Source organism: Mycobacterium sp. NGS45, from assembly GCF_059812645.1.
This window is the reverse complement of the sequence record NZ_JCALDB010000006.1, coordinates 104,678-119,894: the sequence shown is the minus strand read 5'-3', so window position 1 is coordinate 119,894 and position 15,217 is coordinate 104,678. Positions and strand designations below refer to the sequence as shown.

Here is a 15,217-nt window from a genome sequence, read left to right as displayed (position 1 = left end):
CCGCAGACTCAGGGGCCCGCTGCGGCCCCGCGGCCCGACCACTACGGTCTGGGAGTATGCGCGTGGCGATGATGACTCGGGAGTACCCGCCGGAGGTCTACGGCGGGGCCGGCGTGCACGTCACCGAACTCGTCGCGAACCTGCGCCGGCTCGTCGACGTCGACGTGCATTGCATGGGTGCAGCGCGCCCGGGGGTGACCGTGGCCGCCTCCGATCCGGCGTTGCACGGGGCCAATGCGGCGCTGACGACGTTGTCGGCCGATCTGGTGATGGCCAATGCAGCCGGTGCTGCCACGGTGGCGCACTCGCACACCTGGTACACCGGGATGGCCGGGCATCTGACTGCGTTGCTGCACGACATCCCGCATGTGCTGACGGCGCATTCGCTGGAACCGTTGCGGCCCTGGAAGGCCGAGCAACTCGGCGGCGGGTACCGGGTGTCGTCCTGGGTGGAGCGGACCGCGATGGAAGCCGCCGACGCCGTCATCGCAGTCAGCGCGGGTATGCGCGAGGACGTGCTGCGGGTCTACCCCGACCTGGATCCGGACCGGGTGCACGTGGTCAAGAACGGTGTGGACGCCACGGTCTGGCAACCGGTGGACCCGTGGGCCGACGACGCTTCGGTGCTGCACCAACTCGGCGTCGACCCGAACCGCCCGGTGGTGGCGTTCGTGGGCCGCATCACCCGGCAGAAGGGCGTCGCGCATCTGGTGGCCGCCGCGCACCGGTTCACTCCCGAAGTGCAGCTGGTGTTGTGCGCCGGCGCTCCGGACACCCCGGAGATCTCCGAGGAAGTCGCCGCGGCCGTGCAGAACCTCTCGGCGGCCCGCACCGGGGTGTTCTGGGTGCAGGAAATGCTGCCGATCGGCAAGATTTGCGAGATTCTGTCCGCAGCAACGGTTTTCGTGTGTCCATCGGTGTACGAGCCGCTGGGCATCGTGAACCTCGAAGCGATGGCGTGCGGTACCGCGGTGGTGGCCTCGGCGGTCGGCGGAATCCCGGAGGTGGTCGACGACGGCGTCACCGGGACCTTGGTGCCGTGCCTGCCGACCGACCCCGAGGCCTTCGAAGCCGGACTGGCCGAGGCGGTCAACGCCTTGGTCGGCGATCCCGACCGCGCGGCCCGCTACGGCCGGGCCGGCCGCCAACGCTGCATCGCCGAATTCAGCTGGGCGCGCATTGCCGAGCAGACCGTCGCGATCTACCGAGCGGTCGGGGCCTGAACAACCGCCACCCGTGAATCGGTCCTCGCGCCAGTGCGCGAGGACCGATGCGGATGCCTAGCTGGTGACGTTCTTGAGTTCGTCGCCGAGCGCGGCTGCTTCGTCAGGAGTCAGCTCGACGACGAGCCGGCCGCCGCCTTCCAGCGGTACTCGCATCACGATGCCGCGCCCCTCCTTGGTCGCCTCCAAAGGACCGTCACCGGTGCGGGGCTTCATGGCCGCCATCGAGTGCTCCCTCCACATCTGCGCAGGCCCAACGCCTCGGGCCAGTCAGCCTGAACTGCTGCTTTACCCCTCTATTGTTCCCTATCCGAGCAGTGCGGTGTGCAAAGACCCTCTCGGCGGGCCTGGATTCAGCGGTCGGGGCCGGGCCGAACCCAGCAATCGGCCACGTGATCGTCGACCATCCCGGTGGCCTGCATCAGGGCATATGCCGTGGTGGGCCCGACGAATCGGAAGCCCCGGCGTTTGAGCTCCTTGGCCATCGCGACCGATTCCGGGCTGGTCGCCGGAACGTCGTCCAGGCGCGCCGGACGCGGCCGCGGGGGCGGCGCGAACCCCCACAGCAAGTCGGAAAAGTCCAGGTCAAGAGCTGCGATGGCGCGGGCATTGGCGATCGTGGCCTCGATCTTGGCCCGGTTGCGCACGATCCCGGCGTCGGCCATCAGACGCTGCACCTCAGCGCTGCCGTAGCCGGCGACGTGCTCGACGTCGAACCCGTCGAAGGCGGCCCGGAAGTTGTCCCGCTTGCGCAGGATGGTCAGCCAGGACAGGCCGCTCTGGAATGCCTCGAGGCTGAGCCGTTCGAACAGCGCGACCTGCCCGCGCAGCGGCCGGCCCCACTCCTGGTCGTGATAATCGCGGTACAGCGCTGAGCTGCCGTCGGCCCAGCCGCAGCGGATCCGCCCGTCCCCCGGTGCGCTCACCGGCGGTCCTCGGCCTCGACAGCCGATGTGGTTTCCGACGTGGTTTCGGCCCCGGCACCCTGGTCGACGTCGGCGTCCGAGCCGGGGTCGTTGTCGGCGGCGGCGTGCGCGGGAGCGCGGTGCTCACCGTGCCGGGTCGGGGCCGCCGCGTCGACACCGCGCAGCAGGCTCAGCTCACCGTGCAGCGCATCCAGTTCGGCGGCCAGCCGGTCCAGCACCCAGTCCACCTCGCTGGTCTTGTAGCCGCGCAGGCTCTGGGCGAACTTGACCGCCTCGACGTCGGCGCTGGTCACCCCGGAGGCCGGTAGCACCGTCGCGGTGGTGCCGCGTGGCAGCGGTGGCAGCCGCTCGCCGCGGCCGAACACCACGCTGGCGATTCCGAACAACACCACGGCCACCAGGACCAGCACCACGAGATAGGACAGCACCAACGTCACAGAACCGATACTGCCTGATTCCGCTGACAGACGCGGCGCACCGCCCCGGCTCAGCGCAAGGTGTTCATCGGCGGCCGGTCATCGAGACTCACCATCGAGGTTCGCGGCGTGAAGCCGTCGCCGTCGGCGAAGAACTGCGTCAACCCGACCTCGGAGTCGGTGATCCCGCAGCGGCTCAGCAAGGTGGCGATCACCTGCCGGCTCATCGCGCCGAGTTCGGTCAGCGGACGGTTGCGGTGCGCCCGCACCCCCAGGTTGACCTGCGCGATGCCGTCCAGGCCGAGCCGGTCGTAGGCGTCGATCAACAGGCCGATCTCCACGCCGTAGCCGGGCGCGAACGGAACCGCGGTGAGCAGCTCTCGGGTGCCGGCGTATTCCCCGCCGAGCGGCTGGAACACGCAGCCCAGCTCCGGGCGCAGCGCGGCCAGCAGCGGCCGCGCCACCAGCTCGGTCACCCGGCCTCCGCCGTTGGCGTCCTCGCTGCCGCTGACTCGCAGCGGCCGCCGGTAGAAACCCTTGACCAGGTGGATCCCGTCGCGGGTGAGCAGCGGCCCGAGCAGCCGCGGCACGAACATCGGGTCCGGGTCGATCAGGTCGGAGTCGACGAAGGCCACGATGTCGCCGTGCGTGGCGGCCAGCGAGCGCCACAGCACCTCGCCCTTGCCCGGCTGCGGGGGCAGCTCGGGCAGCGCCTGCTCGCGGCTGACCACCCGGGCGCCGGCCGCGATCGCGCGGATCTCGGTGTCGTCGGTGGACCCGGAGTCCAGCACGATGAGTTCGTCGACCAGCCCGCCGAGCATCGGGGCGATGGTGTCGACGACGGAGGCGACGGTTTCTTCCTCGTTGAGTGCGGGCAGCACCACCGACACCGTGCGGCCGGCCTTGGCGGCTTCCAGCTCGGCGACGGTCCAATGCGGGCGGTTCCAGCTGTTGGTGCTCAACCAGTCACCGCCTGGTACCAGGTTCTCGGTGGCCACGTCGGGTATCGCAGTCATGCCAGTCCCCTCACCGTTCGCGTCGGGCGACGCACGCCTTGGATCGACGCCACCATGTCGAGTACGCGCCGAGTGGGCCCCACCTCGTGGACCCGGAACATTCGCGCGCCGTCGGCTGCGGCCAAAGCCGTCGCAGCCAGCGTGCCCTCCAGGCGTTCGGTCAAACCCACACCCAGAGTCTCCCCGACGAAATCCTTGTTGCTCAGGGCCATCAGCACTGGCCATCCAGTCTTAACAAGGTCTTTTACGTGCTGCAACAAACTAAGACTGTGGTAAGTGTTCTTGCCGAAATCGTGCGTCGGATCGATCAGGATCGCGTCCCGGCGCACGCCGGCGGCCACCGCGCGTTCGGCGGCCGCGGTCACCTCGCGGATGACATCGTCGACCACGCCGCGGGTGCTGGTGCCGTAGTTGACCCGGAACGGGCGGGTGCGCGGGATCGCGCCGCCGGTGTGCGAGCAGACCAGGCCGGCGCCGAACTCGGCGGCCACCTCGGGCAGGCCCGGGTCCGCGCCGGCCCAGGTGTCGTTGATCAGGTCCGCACCGGCCGCGCAGGCCAGTTTGGCCACGCCGGCCCGCCAGGTGTCGACGCTGATCAGCTGCTCGGGGTAGGTGGCGCGCAGCCACTCGACGAAGGGCACCACCCGGGCGATTTCTTCGTCGGCGTCGACGTGCTGACCTGGGCCGGCTTTGACCCCGCCGATGTCGATGACGTCGGCGCCGTCTTCGATGACACGGTGCACGGCAGCCTTGGCGGCCTCGTCGGTGAAGGTCGCGCCGCGGTCATAGAACGAGTCCGGGGTTCGGTTGACGATCGCCATGATGAGGGCACGATCCGCGGCGACCGGTTTGCCCAGGAACGTCGACTGCACGCCTCTAGGCTAGAGGGCCTCAGGCCTTTGGACTCTTCCCGTCGGCCACCTCGTCCGGGTACGCGTCGTGGAACGGGACGTAGCCCTCGCGCCGGCCCGCCAGCACGTACAGCGGGTCGGTGACGTCCGGGCCGTAGGCCTGCTCACGGAGGTCGACCTTGCGACTCTTGAACGTCGTGGTGTGTTCAAGCGTGTCCACCACCCGGATGAACAGCGGGATCGCGTAGACCGGCAGCCGGTCGTAGAGCGTCTCGGCCAACTCGATGCCGTCGAAGGTCTCACCTTCGCGCAGCTGGATGGCGGCCATCCCGGCCCGGCCACCGGTGCGCGGCACCTCGACGCCGAACACCGTGCACTCCTCGATCTGCGGGTCGGCCGTCAGTGCCGCCTCGACCTCCGTCGTCGCGACGTTCTCACCCTTCCAGCGGAAGGTGTCACCGAGCCGGTCCCCGAACGCGGCGTGCGCCAGACCCTGCGGCTTCATCACATCACCGGTGTTGAACCAGACGTCGCCGTCCTTGAAGGCGTTGCGGATCAGCTTCTTCTCACTGGCCTTGGGGTCGGTGTAGCCGTCGAACGGCGAGAGCCGGTTCACCGGGCTGATCAGCAGGCCGGGCTCACCGGCAGGCACCTTGCGCACCCGACCGTTCGCGTCGCGGGTGGGTTCACCTGTTTCCACGTCGTATTCGACGTAGGCCAGCGGGAAGAACGAGATGCCGGTGCTCTTGGGAATGTTGAAGACGTTGATGAACGCGGTGTTGGCCTCGCTGGCCGAGTAGAACTCGCACACCCGCTTGATGCCGAACCGCTCGGTGAACTCGTCCCAGATCTCTGGGCGCAGACCGTTGCCGGCGATCAGCCGCACCTTGTGCGCCCGGTCGGTGGGCTTGGCCGGCTGGTTCAGCAGGTACCGGCACAGCTCCCCGATGTAGATGAATGCCGTTGCGTCATAAGCGATCACGTCGTCCCAGAACCGGGAGGCGGAGAACTTCTCGGCCAACGCCAGCGTCGCACCGGAGGACAGCGCAGACGCCACACCGACGGTCAGGGCGTTGTTGTGATAGAGCGGCAGGCAGGAGTACAGGGTGTCGTCGCTGCGCAGCCGCAGGCCCAGCCCGCCGAAGCCGGCCAGTGCCTTGAGCCAGCGCAGGTGCGTCATCACGCTGGCCTTCGGGTGCCCGGTGGTGCCCGAGGTGAAGATGTAGAACGCGGGGTCCTTGGCCAGCACCGCCGAGGCCGAGGCCGGGTTGCCGGTCGGCGCGGTCTCGGCCAGTCCCTCGAACTCCTCGATGGTCAGCACGACACCCGGCTCGGTCTGCACACCGCTTTCGGTGATGTGTTCCACCAGGTCGGCTTCGGAGATGATGGTCTTGGCCGACAGCAGGCCGATGCTGTGCGCCAGCACCTCACCGCGCTGGTGGTAGTTGATCATGCCGGCGATCGCGCCGCATTTGACCGTCGCCAGCATCGTCAGGATCGCGTTCGGCGAGTTGCGCAGCATGATCCCGACGACGTCGCCGTGCCCGACTCCGCGCGCGGCCAGCACCGCGGCGTACCGGTTGGCCGTCGCATTGGCTTGTGCGTAGGTGATCTTCTGTTCACCCATCCGCAGGAACACCCGGTCGCCGTACTTCTCGGCGCGCTCCTGGAACACCTTGCCGATCGAGGTCTTGGAGCTCGGCTGGGCGAGCAGCCCGGTGGAAACCGCCCGCAGGATCTGCGGTGTGTCCATCAGCAGGCCGGGAAGTTGGCTGACGATGTCGAAGAGGCCGACTGAGGAGCGGGAATCGGTCGCTGGCATGGCCGCCAGCCTAACGGGAACCCGATCCGCCGGTACCGGGCACGGGCATACACAGGTCCAGCGCCGCATCGACGTCCCGCACGACCAGCAGGCGATCCAGCGCGGCCTCGGTCACGTAGCCGCTGTCCCGCAGACCGTCGAGCCAGCTCAGCAGCCCTGCGTAGTGCCCATCCGGGTCCAGCAGCACCACCGGTTTGGAGTGCATGCCGAGCACGCCCGCGGTCCAGGTCTCGAACATCTCCTCGAGCGTCCCGATCCCGCCGGGCAACGTGATGAACGCGTCCGAGCGGTCCTCCATGACCTGCTTACGCTGCCGCATGGTGTCGGTGACGATCAGTTCGTCGGCCTCGACGTCGGCGAGCTCGCGGTGCACCAGCGGTTTGGGGATGACGCCGACGGTGGCGCCGCCACGCGAGCGCGCACCGTGCGCCACCGCGCCCATCGCCGAGACGTTGCCGCCACCGGAGACCAGCGTCCAGCTCCGGTTGGCGATGCCCACCCCGACCCGGGCGGCCAACTCCAACAAGTCGGCATGCGTCGGACCCGACGCGCAGTAGACGCAGACTGCCCATTCGCGTTGCACGACAGTCAGGGTATTTGCCGCGATCGGACCGACTCAGCGGGGTGCGGCGCCCTAGGATCGACCCGGTGCAGTGGAGCGTCCCCAAGCACGACGAAACCCTGGTGGAGTTGACGGCCGCGCTGGCCGCGGCCGATCGGACCGGCGCCGTCGTCACCGGCCCGGACGGCTCGGGCAAGTCCACGTTGGCGCGCGACGCCGTCGAGCAGTACCTGGCCGCCCGTCCGCATGCCGTGCTGCGTCAGATCACCGGTACCGCGACCGAGCGCAACGTTCCGTTCGGCGCCTGCAGCCACTTGGTGCAGGTCTCGGAGCTGGGCAAGCCGGCCGCCCTGTTGCGCGCGGCGCGCGAGTCGTTGCGGGCCGGCGCCGAGGATCTGTTGGTGGTCGATGACGCTCATCAGCTCGACCCGCTGACCGCGACCCTGGTGTACCAGCTGGCCCGCGCCGGTGGCACCCGGATGCTGGTCACGGCCCGCGCCGACGCCGCGTCCGCACAGATCCGGGCGCTCTGGGACGACGCTCTGCTCACCCTGATCGACATCGGAAGCCACTGCCCGCCAACCGATCCCGACGCCATTGCGGCGTTCGTCGACGAACTGCCGGATGCCGTCCGGGCGGTGCTCGACGTATTGGCCGTCCAGGAACCGATCGCGCTGACCGATCTGCGGCAGCTGACCGGCGCGGCCGCGGTGCACCAGGCCGAGGCGCTGGGCGTCGTGGAGGTGCTGGACCGGGACGGCCAGTCGATGGTGTTCACCGCGCACCCGTCGTTCGCCGAGCGGGCCCGGGCGATCGCAGACCCCGAGCAGATGCGCCGGCTGCGCAGTCGACTGCTGCCGTTGCTCACCGCGCGGTGCGGCGCGCATCCCAGCGACCGGTTGCGCGCGGCGGCGCTGGCCGTCGACAGCGCCACCCCGCCGGCAGCGCAGCAGGCGATCAGTGCCGCCAGCGAAGCCTTGCGACTGGGCGATCTGGAACTGGCCGAGCGACTCGGCCGGGCCGCGCTGCGCGCCGCCGACACGCTGGACGCCCGGCTGGTGCTGGCCCAGGCGTTGGCCTGGCAGGACCGCGGTCGCGAGGCAGGTGAGGTGCTGGCCGCGGTGGATCCGGCCGGGCTCACCGAAGCGGAGTTGATGTCGTGGGCGTTGCCCCGAGCCGCCAACCAGTTCTGGATGCTGGGCGAACCCGAACATGCGACCACGTTCTTGCGCAACGTGCGCGCGCAGGTCAGCGCTCCGGGTGCACGACACACCCTGGACGCGCTGAGCGCCACCTTCGCAATGAACGCCGGGAACCTGAGCCGCTCGGTTGAGTTGGCCTCCGGGGTGCTGGCCGCCGGCGACGCCGACGACACCGCGGTGTCCTGGGCGGCCAGTGCGGCGGCGCTGTGCGCGGCGCGGATGGGGCGCTTCGCCGAGGTACCGCAGCTGGCCGAGCGGGCCGCGGCCGTCGAACATCCCGGTCTGCTGCGCTTCACCGTCGGCCTGGCTCAGATCAGCACGCTGTTGATGGCCGAGCAGTTCGACCAGGCCGATCAGGTTGCCTGGCAGTACACCGATTTCGCCGAGCTGCAGCAGCCCGGCCGAGCGATCGGCGAGGTGCTGGTGGCGCTGGTCCGGCTGGCCGGTGACGACCCGGCCGAGGCGGCGCGACTGCTGGAACCGGCCGGCACCGCGTTGCAGCGCACGGGCTATTCCTGGGGTCCGCTGGCGTTGTGCCTGCACGCCACCGCGTTGGCTCAGCTCGGTGACGGGCTGGGCGCCTCGAAGGTGTTGGCGCGGGCGGAATCTCGGCACGGTACCAAGTCGGCACTGTTCGCTCCCGAACTCGGTCTGGCCCGAGCCTGGCAGTTGGCGGCCACCCGCGACAAGCACGGCGCGGTCGACGCCGCCCGGCGGGCAGCCGGGATGGCAGAGCGGTCCGGGCAGTTCGCGGTGGCGGTGCTGTGCTGGCGTGATGCGGCCCGGCTGGGTGACTCCCGTGCGGCGGCGGCCCTGGAACGTGTTGCTACCCACGCGGACTGCGCCTACACCCGATCGGCGCTCGCCGAGTTGCGCGGGTGACGGCTAGCGCGACAGGTAGCCGCGCAGCGTCTCGGTGACCGCGGTGATCTGCGCGATCTCGACGTTTTCGTCGCGGCGGTGCGCCAGGTTCGGGTCGCCGGGCCCGTAGTTCAACGCCGGGATGCCCAGGGCGGCAAAGCGTGAGACGTCGGTCCAGCCGTACTTGGCCCGAACCTGACCGCCCGCGGCGACCACCAGTGCAGCCGCGGCCGGCTGACCCAGACCGGGCAGCGCCCCGGCCGCAGAATCGGTTTGTTCGATGCTGACCGGCAACCCGTCGAACACCTGGTGCACATGCTCGAGGGCCTGTTGCGGTGATCGATCCGGCGCGAAGCGGAAGTTCACGGTCACCGAGGCCGCGTCCGGGATGACGTTGCCGGCCACTCCCCCGTCGATGCGCACCGCCGACAGCCCCTCGCGGTAGACACAGCCGTCGATGTCGACCTCGCGCGCCCGATAGGCCGCAAGCCGGCCCAGCACGTCGGCCAGTTTGTGAATTGCGTTGTCGCCCATCCAGGATCGCGCTGAGTGCGCGCGGGTTCCGGTGGCGCTGATGACCACCCGCAGGGTGCCCTGGCAGCCGGCTTCGATGAACCCGCCGGTGGGTTCGCCCAGGACCGCGACGTCGGCCGCCAGCCAGTCGGCGTAGTCGGCCTGGATGCGATTCAGTCCGTTGGCGCTGGCTTCGATCTCCTCGCAGTCGTAGAGCACCAGGGTCAGATCGTGCGCGGGTTCGGCGACCGTGGCGGCCAGGTGCAGGAACACCGCGTCACCGGACTTCATGTCCGAGGTGCCACAGCCGTAGAGCAGACCGCCCTCGGTACGCGCAGGCAGATTGTCGGCCACCGGGACGGTGTCGAGGTGGCCGGCCAACAGCACCCGGCTGGGCAGGCCACGGTGGGTGCGGGCCAGTACGCAGTTGCCGGTGCGCAGGATCTCGAAGCCTTCGGTCTGGCTGCGCAGCGCGGCCTCGACTTCGTCGGCGATGCGTGCTTCGGCGCGCGATTCGCTGGGAATGTCCACCAGCGCCGCGGTCAGGTCGACGGGGTTGCCGTGTAGATCGAGCACAGGGTCAGGCTAGTCCGCCACCCGGCGCCGGCCGAAACACGCGATCTGGGCGCCCCGAATCCGCCCACCGGCACCGAGCCGACGCCGTGCGCCGGTCCACCGAGCCGCCAGGACCAGGCAATCGGCTAGCCTTGGGCCTCGTGACTGGAGCTTCTGGCATCGGATTGGCAACCCTGGCGGCCGACGGATCGGTCCTGGACACCTGGTTTCCCGCGCCCGAGTTGGGCACGTTCGACAAGACCGGAAGCACCCGGCTTTCAGCGGCCGAGGCCCCGGCCGAGCTGGCCGGGTTGATCGAGGCCGACGCGGCCCGCGGCACCGAGACCGTCGTCGTGCACACCACGATCGCCGACCTCGCCGAGCCGGCCGCCGACGCCCACGACGTGTGGCTGCGGCTGCATCTGCTCTCGCATCGGCTGGTGGCCCCGCACGGGATGAACGCCGACGGTTTCTTCGGTTTGCTGACCAATGTGGTGTGGACCAACCACGGTCCGTGCCCGGTCGACGGGTTCGAAACGGTGCGCGCCCGGCTGCGCAAACGCGGTCCGGTCACCGTCTACGGCATCGACAAGTTCCCGCGCATGGTCGACTACGTGGTGCCCGCCGGGGTGCGCATCGCCGACGCCAGCCGCGTGCGGATGGGCGCCCATTTGGCCGCCGGCACCACCGTCATGCACGAGGGTTTCGTCAACTTCAACGCCGGCACCCTGGGTTCTTCGATGGTCGAGGGCCGCATCTCGGCCGGGGTGGTGGTCGACGACGGCTCCGACGTCGGCGGCGGCGCGTCCATCATGGGCACGCTGTCCGGCGGTGGCAGCGAGGTGATCTCGCTGGGCAAGCGCTGCCTGCTGGGCGCCAACTCGGGCCTGGGCATCTCGCTCGGCGACGACTGCGTGGTGGAGGCCGGGCTGTACGTGACCGCGGGCACCAAGGTCACGCTGTCCGACGGCAGCACGGTCAAGGCTCGCGAACTTTCCGGCGCGAACAACCTGCTGTTCCGCCGCAATTCGCTGTCCGGCGCGGTCGAGGTGGTCAACCGAGACGGGCACGGCATCACACTCAACCAAGCGCTGCACGCCAACTGAGGCAATGAGCCGACACGCGTTCAGCGATCCGGAACGTCACGCCGTCTATCACGCGATCTTCGCCCGCCGCGACATGCGCCGGTTCGTGGCCGACACCAGCGTGCCACCCGAGGTGCTGGCCCGGATCCTGACCGCCGCACACGCCGCACCCAGCGTCGGGCTGATGCAGCCGTGGCGGTTCATCCGGGTCACCGACACCGACCTGCGCCACCGCATCCACGCCGTGGTGGATGCCGAACGGCACCGCACCGCCGCGGCCCTCGGGGAGCGGGACGCGGAGTTCCTGGCGCTCAAGGTCGAAGGCATTCTCGATTGCGCCGAACTGCTCGTGGTCGCGCTCGGCGAGGACCGTGAGCGGCACGTGTTCGGCCGGCGCACCATGCCGCAGATGGATCTGGCGTCAGCGGCCTGCGCAATCCAAAACGTCTGGCTGGCCGCACGTGCGGAAGGCTACGGGGTGGGCTGGGTGTCGATCTTCGAACCGGCCGAGTTGGCCGAGCTGCTGAGCATGCCCGACGGCGCCGAACCGATCGCGATCCTGTGTCTGGGCGAGGTACCCGAGTTCCCGGACCGCCCGCAGCTCGAGCTCGACGAGTGGGCATTCGCCCGGCCGCTGTCGGAGTTCGTCTTCGAAAACGGCTGGGGCTGAACGACTTCCTCGGCGCGAGCGGGTGCGTCAGCCGAGCTGCTTCTTCATCACCTTCCCCATGGCGTTGCGCGGCAACGAATCCACCAGACGCACCTCGCGCGGCCGCTTGTGCGCCGAGAGCTGTTCGGCGACGAAGTCGATCAGCTGCTGCGGTGCGGCGTCGCCGACCACGAACGCCACGATGCGCTGACCCAGATCGTCGTCAGGCAGACCGACCACGGCCACCTCCGCGACGCCGGGATGGCCGAGCAGCACGGTCTCGATCTCACCCGCACCCACCCGGTAGCCGCCGGTCTTGATCAGGTCCACCGATTCGCGTCCGACGATCCGATGCATGCCGCCGTCGTCGATGACCGCGACGTCGCCGGTGCGGTACCAACCGTCGTCGCCGAGCGCCTCGGCGGTGGCCTCCGGTCGGTTCAGGTAGCCGTCGAACAGCGTCGGACCCGTAACGTGCAGGCGGCCAATGGTTTCCCCGTCGTGCGGCACCGGCGCCCCGGCCTCGTCGACCAAGCGGGTCGACATCCCGGTCAGGGGATGACCGACCCAGCCCGGCCGGCGTTCCCCGTCGACCCGGGTGGACAACGTGATCAGCGATTCGGTGCTGCCGTAGCGTTCCACCGGCTCGTGCCCGGTCAGGGCCACCAGCTGATCGAAGACCGGGACCGGCAACGCAGCGCTGCCGGATACCAGCAGCCGGGCCTGCCGTAAGGCGCGGGCCGCAGCGGGCTCGGCCACCACCCGCGACCACACCGTCGGCACCCCGAAGTACAGCGTGCCGGCCGCCTGCGCGTAGGCCTGCGACGTCGGCTTGCCGGTGTGCACGAACCGGTTCCCGATCCGCAACGAACCCAGCAGGCCGAGCACCAGGCCGTGCACGTGGAACAGCGGCAGCCCGTGCACCAGGGTGTCCTCCGGGCTCCACTGCCAAGCATCGGCCAACGCGTCGATGTCGGCGGCGATCGCGCGGCGTGAGGTCAGCACGCCCTTGGGCAGCCCGGTGGTGCCCGAGGTGTACATCACGTAGGCCGGCGCGTCCGGGGCCGGCTCCGGGTACCGGTGCCAGGACCGGGCGTGTAGCCGCACCGGGACGTGCGGCAGCCCGCCGGGGTCGCCGGGCAGCTCACCCAGCCAGGCCTGCGCGCCGGAGTCGCTGAGCATGTGCGCGCGTTCGGCGACGCCGACGTCGGCGGGCACCGGAACGAACGGGACCCCGGCGATCAGGCAGCCGACGATCGCCAGCACCGTGGTCGGGGTCGGCAGCGCCAGCACCGCGACCCGGTGTGCGCCGCCCACCCGTTCGGCCACCGAGGTGGCCGCGCCGACCAGGTCGCTGCGGGACAGTGTGGTGCCGTCGATGGTGACGGCGTCGGCGAGATCGGCGTGTGCAGCTACGGCGGCGGGGTTCAACGAGGCCAACAACACAGCCGTGACCATACTGGGCCGGTGGACTCCATCGCCTGCCTGTCGAGCCGGATTGCCTACCGCAACGACTGGATGACGGTGCGTGAAGACGCCATCCGACGGCCCGACGGCACGGCCGGGATCTACGGGGTGATCGACAAACCCGACTATGCGCTGGTGATCGCGTGTCACGACGACCGGTTCATGCTGGTCGAGCAGTTCCGCTATCCGCTGAGGCTGCGCCGTTGGGAGTTTCCGCAGGGCACCGCGCCGGGACTGGCCGCGCTGGACCCGGCCGAGTTGGCCGAACGCGAGCTGCGCGAGGAGACCGGGTTGCGGGCCGCCGCCCTGAAGCCACTCGGACTGCTCGACGTGGCGCCGGGGATGAGCAGCCAGCGCGGTCGGGTGTTCCTGGCCACCGGCATCACCGAGGGGGCCCATGCGCGCGAAGCCGAGGAGCAGGACATGACCTGCGCGTGGTTTGCTCGCCACGAAGTGGAGACGATGATTGCCGACGGCGCGATCACCGATGCCCAGTCGATTGCCGCCTGGACGCTACTTCTGCTGCACGAACGCAGCCGTTAGTCTGCTGGAAAGACCGGTTCCCGGGGGTGCGACCATGCTGGCGAACGACATCGACGACGTGTTGGCCATTCTGGGCGGGATCGTGGCCGAGACCAAGCAGCGCAAGGATCCGTTGGGTTATTTTCCGGCGCTGTATCGGCAGGTGACCTTGAAAGTCCGGGCCGGCATTTCGCAGGCTCTGTTCGACGACGGTCCGCGGATGTCGAGTTTCGACGCGCACTTCGCCAATGCCTACTTCACCGCCTACACGCAGTACTGCAGCGGTCAACGTCCCAGCCGCGCCTGGGAATTCGCCTTCGACCGCACGCGTCACGGCCGGATGCTGATCCTCACGGATTTGCTGCTGGCGATCAACGCCCACATCAACCTGGATCTCGGCGTGGTGGTCGGCAACCGTTTCCGGCCTTCGCGGCTACCCGGTTTCCACGACGACTTCGACCGCATCAACGATTTGCTGGCATCGTTGATCCCGTTGGCCCGCAACGCAATCGAGGAGTTCTCCCCGCGGCTGTCTGAGCTGGCCGAAGTAGGCGGTCCGGACCTGGCCGCGGCCCTGGAATTCAGTGTCGACGCCGCCCGCGATCAGGCCTGGCGGTCAGCCACCATCGTGTCGGTGACGCCGACCGAGTTGCGCCCGCTGGTGGTCGCCACCTTGGACGGCCAGGCCAAACTGTTGGGCCGGATCGTGGCCGACCCGCCCGAGCCGGTGGGTTCGGTGGCCCGGCACGTCCAGGCTGCCGAGAGCTCCGATGTGGTGGCCATCATCGAAGCGCTGGATTCCCTGGTCTGAGAACGCTTTACTGTGTCGCCGCGCTGCCATGCCAGTCGTCGCTCTGCCGTCCCTCTCCCGCTCTTCAGGCCTGCAGAGCGGATCGGAGACGGTAGAGCGACGACGTGGCAGGGCTAGTGGTCGCGCCGCTCAGCAGGCCCCGTGCGCACGCAGCACCGTGCCGGCATTGGCGTTGGCGCACTTGGTGGTAGCTGCCCGGGCATGCGAATCACCCTTCGGCTTACTGCTACCCGAGTTGCCAGTGGCCAACGCCTGCAGCGGCCGGGGATCCAGGTCGTCCTCGGAGGGGGCCACTCCCGCGTCCTTGAGCCGGTCGTAGACGTCCTTGACCGCGCCGTCACGATTGAGGATGCCGACCTGCTTGCCGTTGGATCCGGCGGCCGGGTTCTGGTAGTCGCCGTAGCCGAACTGCTCGTGATAGTGCTTACCTAAAGCAGATTCGTTGAGCGCCTTGTTCTTGTCGTTGAACACCTTGTCGCCGACCGCCTGCACGGCTCGCACACCGGGTGCGGGGTTGTGGTTGGCCATACCCGGGCGTCCGACTGCCCCACCGATGTCGTTCTGGTGGCCTTCGTGGGCTGCGGCCATACCGGCCGGTGCGGCCAGTGCGATGGCGGCTCCAGCCAACGCGCCCCCGGCCAGCACCGCGATTCTGCGGGCCCGCGGTTGTTTCGTACTCACTATCGTTGACTCCTTTGGTCTTCCAGTCGGCTACTCAGCAGGATCCACCGGTCAC

16 protein-coding genes are annotated in these 15,217 nt (G+C 69.4%); 6 read left to right on the top strand and 10 right to left on the bottom strand.

Going from position 1 to position 15,217, the window contains the following annotated elements:
- Window positions 1–56: 56 nt before the first annotated feature.
- Window positions 57–1,223: a glycogen synthase gene (gene glgA / locus AC5Y3P_RS07750; protein ID WP_500045311.1), complete on the top strand. Its 1,167-nt coding sequence runs from the start codon at window positions 57–59 to the stop codon at window positions 1,221–1,223.
- A 57-nt stretch (window positions 1,224–1,280) separates the two neighbouring features.
- Here glgA and AC5Y3P_RS07745 read toward each other — a convergent pair whose 3' ends face one another.
- The 7 genes from AC5Y3P_RS07745 to log form a co-directional block, all read right to left on the bottom strand.
- On the bottom strand, window positions 1,281–1,448 hold the full coding sequence (locus AC5Y3P_RS07745; RefSeq protein ID WP_005059648.1) for a DUF3117 domain-containing protein: 168 nt from the start codon (window positions 1,446–1,448) through the stop codon (window positions 1,281–1,283).
- Between the two features lie 128 nt (window positions 1,449–1,576).
- Window positions 1,577–2,149 (bottom strand): DNA-3-methyladenine glycosylase I, encoded by a 573-nt coding sequence (locus AC5Y3P_RS07740; protein WP_500045310.1) that lies wholly within the window; start codon window positions 2,147–2,149, stop codon window positions 1,577–1,579.
- Complete coding sequence (locus tag AC5Y3P_RS07735; protein WP_500045309.1) at window positions 2,146–2,586, bottom strand: DivIVA domain-containing protein; 441 nt, start codon at window positions 2,584–2,586, stop codon at window positions 2,146–2,148. Before AC5Y3P_RS07735 ends, AC5Y3P_RS07740 begins: the two co-directional genes overlap by 4 nt.
- A gap of 50 nt (window positions 2,587–2,636) precedes the next feature.
- Entirely contained in the window at window positions 2,637–3,581 is a 945-nt protein-coding gene (locus AC5Y3P_RS07730; protein WP_500045308.1) for a glucosyl-3-phosphoglycerate synthase, read from the bottom strand.
- Window positions 3,578–4,402: a dihydropteroate synthase gene (gene folP / locus AC5Y3P_RS07725; RefSeq protein WP_500045389.1), complete on the bottom strand. Its 825-nt coding sequence runs from the start codon at window positions 4,400–4,402 to the stop codon at window positions 3,578–3,580. Before folP ends, AC5Y3P_RS07730 begins: the two co-directional genes overlap by 4 nt.
- Before the next feature lie 70 nt (window positions 4,403–4,472).
- Entirely contained in the window at window positions 4,473–6,254 is a 1,782-nt protein-coding gene (gene fadD6 / locus AC5Y3P_RS07720; RefSeq protein ID WP_500045307.1) for a long-chain-acyl-CoA synthetase FadD6, read from the bottom strand.
- A 10-nt stretch (window positions 6,255–6,264) separates the two neighbouring features.
- Window positions 6,265–6,837: a cytokinin riboside 5'-monophosphate phosphoribohydrolase gene (log, locus tag AC5Y3P_RS07715; RefSeq protein WP_500045306.1), complete on the bottom strand. Its 573-nt coding sequence runs from the start codon at window positions 6,835–6,837 to the stop codon at window positions 6,265–6,267.
- Window positions 6,838–6,902: 65 nt separating this feature from the next.
- On the opposite strand from log, the gene AC5Y3P_RS07710 reads away from it, so the two are divergent.
- Complete coding sequence (locus AC5Y3P_RS07710) at window positions 6,903–8,900, top strand: AAA family ATPase (RefSeq protein ID WP_500045305.1); 1,998 nt, start codon at window positions 6,903–6,905, stop codon at window positions 8,898–8,900.
- Window positions 8,901–8,903: 3 nt separating this feature from the next.
- On the opposite strand, the gene dapE is transcribed toward AC5Y3P_RS07710, so the two are convergent.
- Complete coding sequence (dapE, locus tag AC5Y3P_RS07705) at window positions 8,904–9,968, bottom strand: succinyl-diaminopimelate desuccinylase (RefSeq protein ID WP_500045304.1); 1,065 nt, start codon at window positions 9,966–9,968, stop codon at window positions 8,904–8,906.
- A 131-nt stretch (window positions 9,969–10,099) separates the two neighbouring features.
- Here dapE and dapD point away from each other — a divergent pair, with 131 nt between their 5' ends.
- Complete coding sequence (gene dapD / locus AC5Y3P_RS07700) at window positions 10,100–11,053, top strand: 2,3,4,5-tetrahydropyridine-2,6-dicarboxylate N-succinyltransferase (protein ID WP_500045303.1); 954 nt, start codon at window positions 10,100–10,102, stop codon at window positions 11,051–11,053.
- A gap of 4 nt (window positions 11,054–11,057) precedes the next feature.
- Window positions 11,058–11,702, top strand: a complete 645-nt coding sequence (gene bluB, locus AC5Y3P_RS07695; RefSeq protein ID WP_500045302.1) for a 5,6-dimethylbenzimidazole synthase — start codon at window positions 11,058–11,060, stop codon at window positions 11,700–11,702.
- Window positions 11,703–11,729: 27 nt separating this feature from the next.
- Here bluB and AC5Y3P_RS07690 read toward each other — a convergent pair whose 3' ends face one another.
- Window positions 11,730–13,127 carry an acyl-CoA synthetase gene (locus AC5Y3P_RS07690; protein WP_500045388.1) on the bottom strand — a complete coding sequence of 466 codons (1,398 nt, stop codon included), beginning with the start codon at window positions 13,125–13,127 and terminating at the stop codon, window positions 11,730–11,732.
- A gap of 21 nt (window positions 13,128–13,148) precedes the next feature.
- Here AC5Y3P_RS07690 and AC5Y3P_RS07685 point away from each other — a divergent pair, with 21 nt between their 5' ends.
- Window positions 13,149–13,691, top strand: a complete 543-nt coding sequence (locus AC5Y3P_RS07685) for an NUDIX domain-containing protein (protein WP_500045301.1) — start codon at window positions 13,149–13,151, stop codon at window positions 13,689–13,691.
- A 34-nt stretch (window positions 13,692–13,725) separates the two neighbouring features.
- The gene (locus AC5Y3P_RS07680) at window positions 13,726–14,481 is read left to right on the top strand and encodes a DUF5995 family protein (protein WP_500045300.1); all 756 of its coding nucleotides are present in this window, start codon (window positions 13,726–13,728) and stop codon (window positions 14,479–14,481) included.
- Window positions 14,482–14,610: 129 nt separating this feature from the next.
- Here the strand turns inward: AC5Y3P_RS07680 and AC5Y3P_RS07675 are convergent, their stop codons facing one another.
- Window positions 14,611–15,162 (bottom strand): hypothetical protein, encoded by a 552-nt coding sequence (locus AC5Y3P_RS07675; protein ID WP_500045299.1) that lies wholly within the window; start codon window positions 15,160–15,162, stop codon window positions 14,611–14,613.
- Window positions 15,163–15,217 lie beyond the last annotated feature (55 nt).

What these genes read in the sequence shown, in the direction of transcription:
- glgA (WP_500045311.1), top strand. Translation starts at nt 57, where the DNA reads ATGCGCGTGGCGATGATGACTCGGGAGTACCCGCCGGAGGTCTACGGC.
- AC5Y3P_RS07745 (WP_005059648.1), bottom strand. Translation starts at nt 1,448, where the DNA reads ATGGCGGCCATGAAGCCCCGCACCGGTGACGGTCCTTTGGAGGCGACC.
- AC5Y3P_RS07730 (WP_500045308.1), bottom strand. Translation starts at nt 3,581, where the DNA reads ATGACTGCGATACCCGACGTGGCCACCGAGAACCTGGTACCAGGCGGT.
- folP (WP_500045389.1), bottom strand. Translation starts at nt 4,402, where the DNA reads ATGGCGATCGTCAACCGAACCCCGGACTCGTTCTATGACCGCGGCGCG.
- fadD6 (WP_500045307.1), bottom strand. Translation starts at nt 6,254, where the DNA reads ATGCCAGCGACCGATTCCCGCTCCTCAGTCGGCCTCTTCGACATCGTC.
- bluB (WP_500045302.1), top strand. Translation starts at nt 11,058, where the DNA reads ATGAGCCGACACGCGTTCAGCGATCCGGAACGTCACGCCGTCTATCAC.
- AC5Y3P_RS07680 (WP_500045300.1), top strand. Translation starts at nt 13,726, where the DNA reads ATGCTGGCGAACGACATCGACGACGTGTTGGCCATTCTGGGCGGGATC.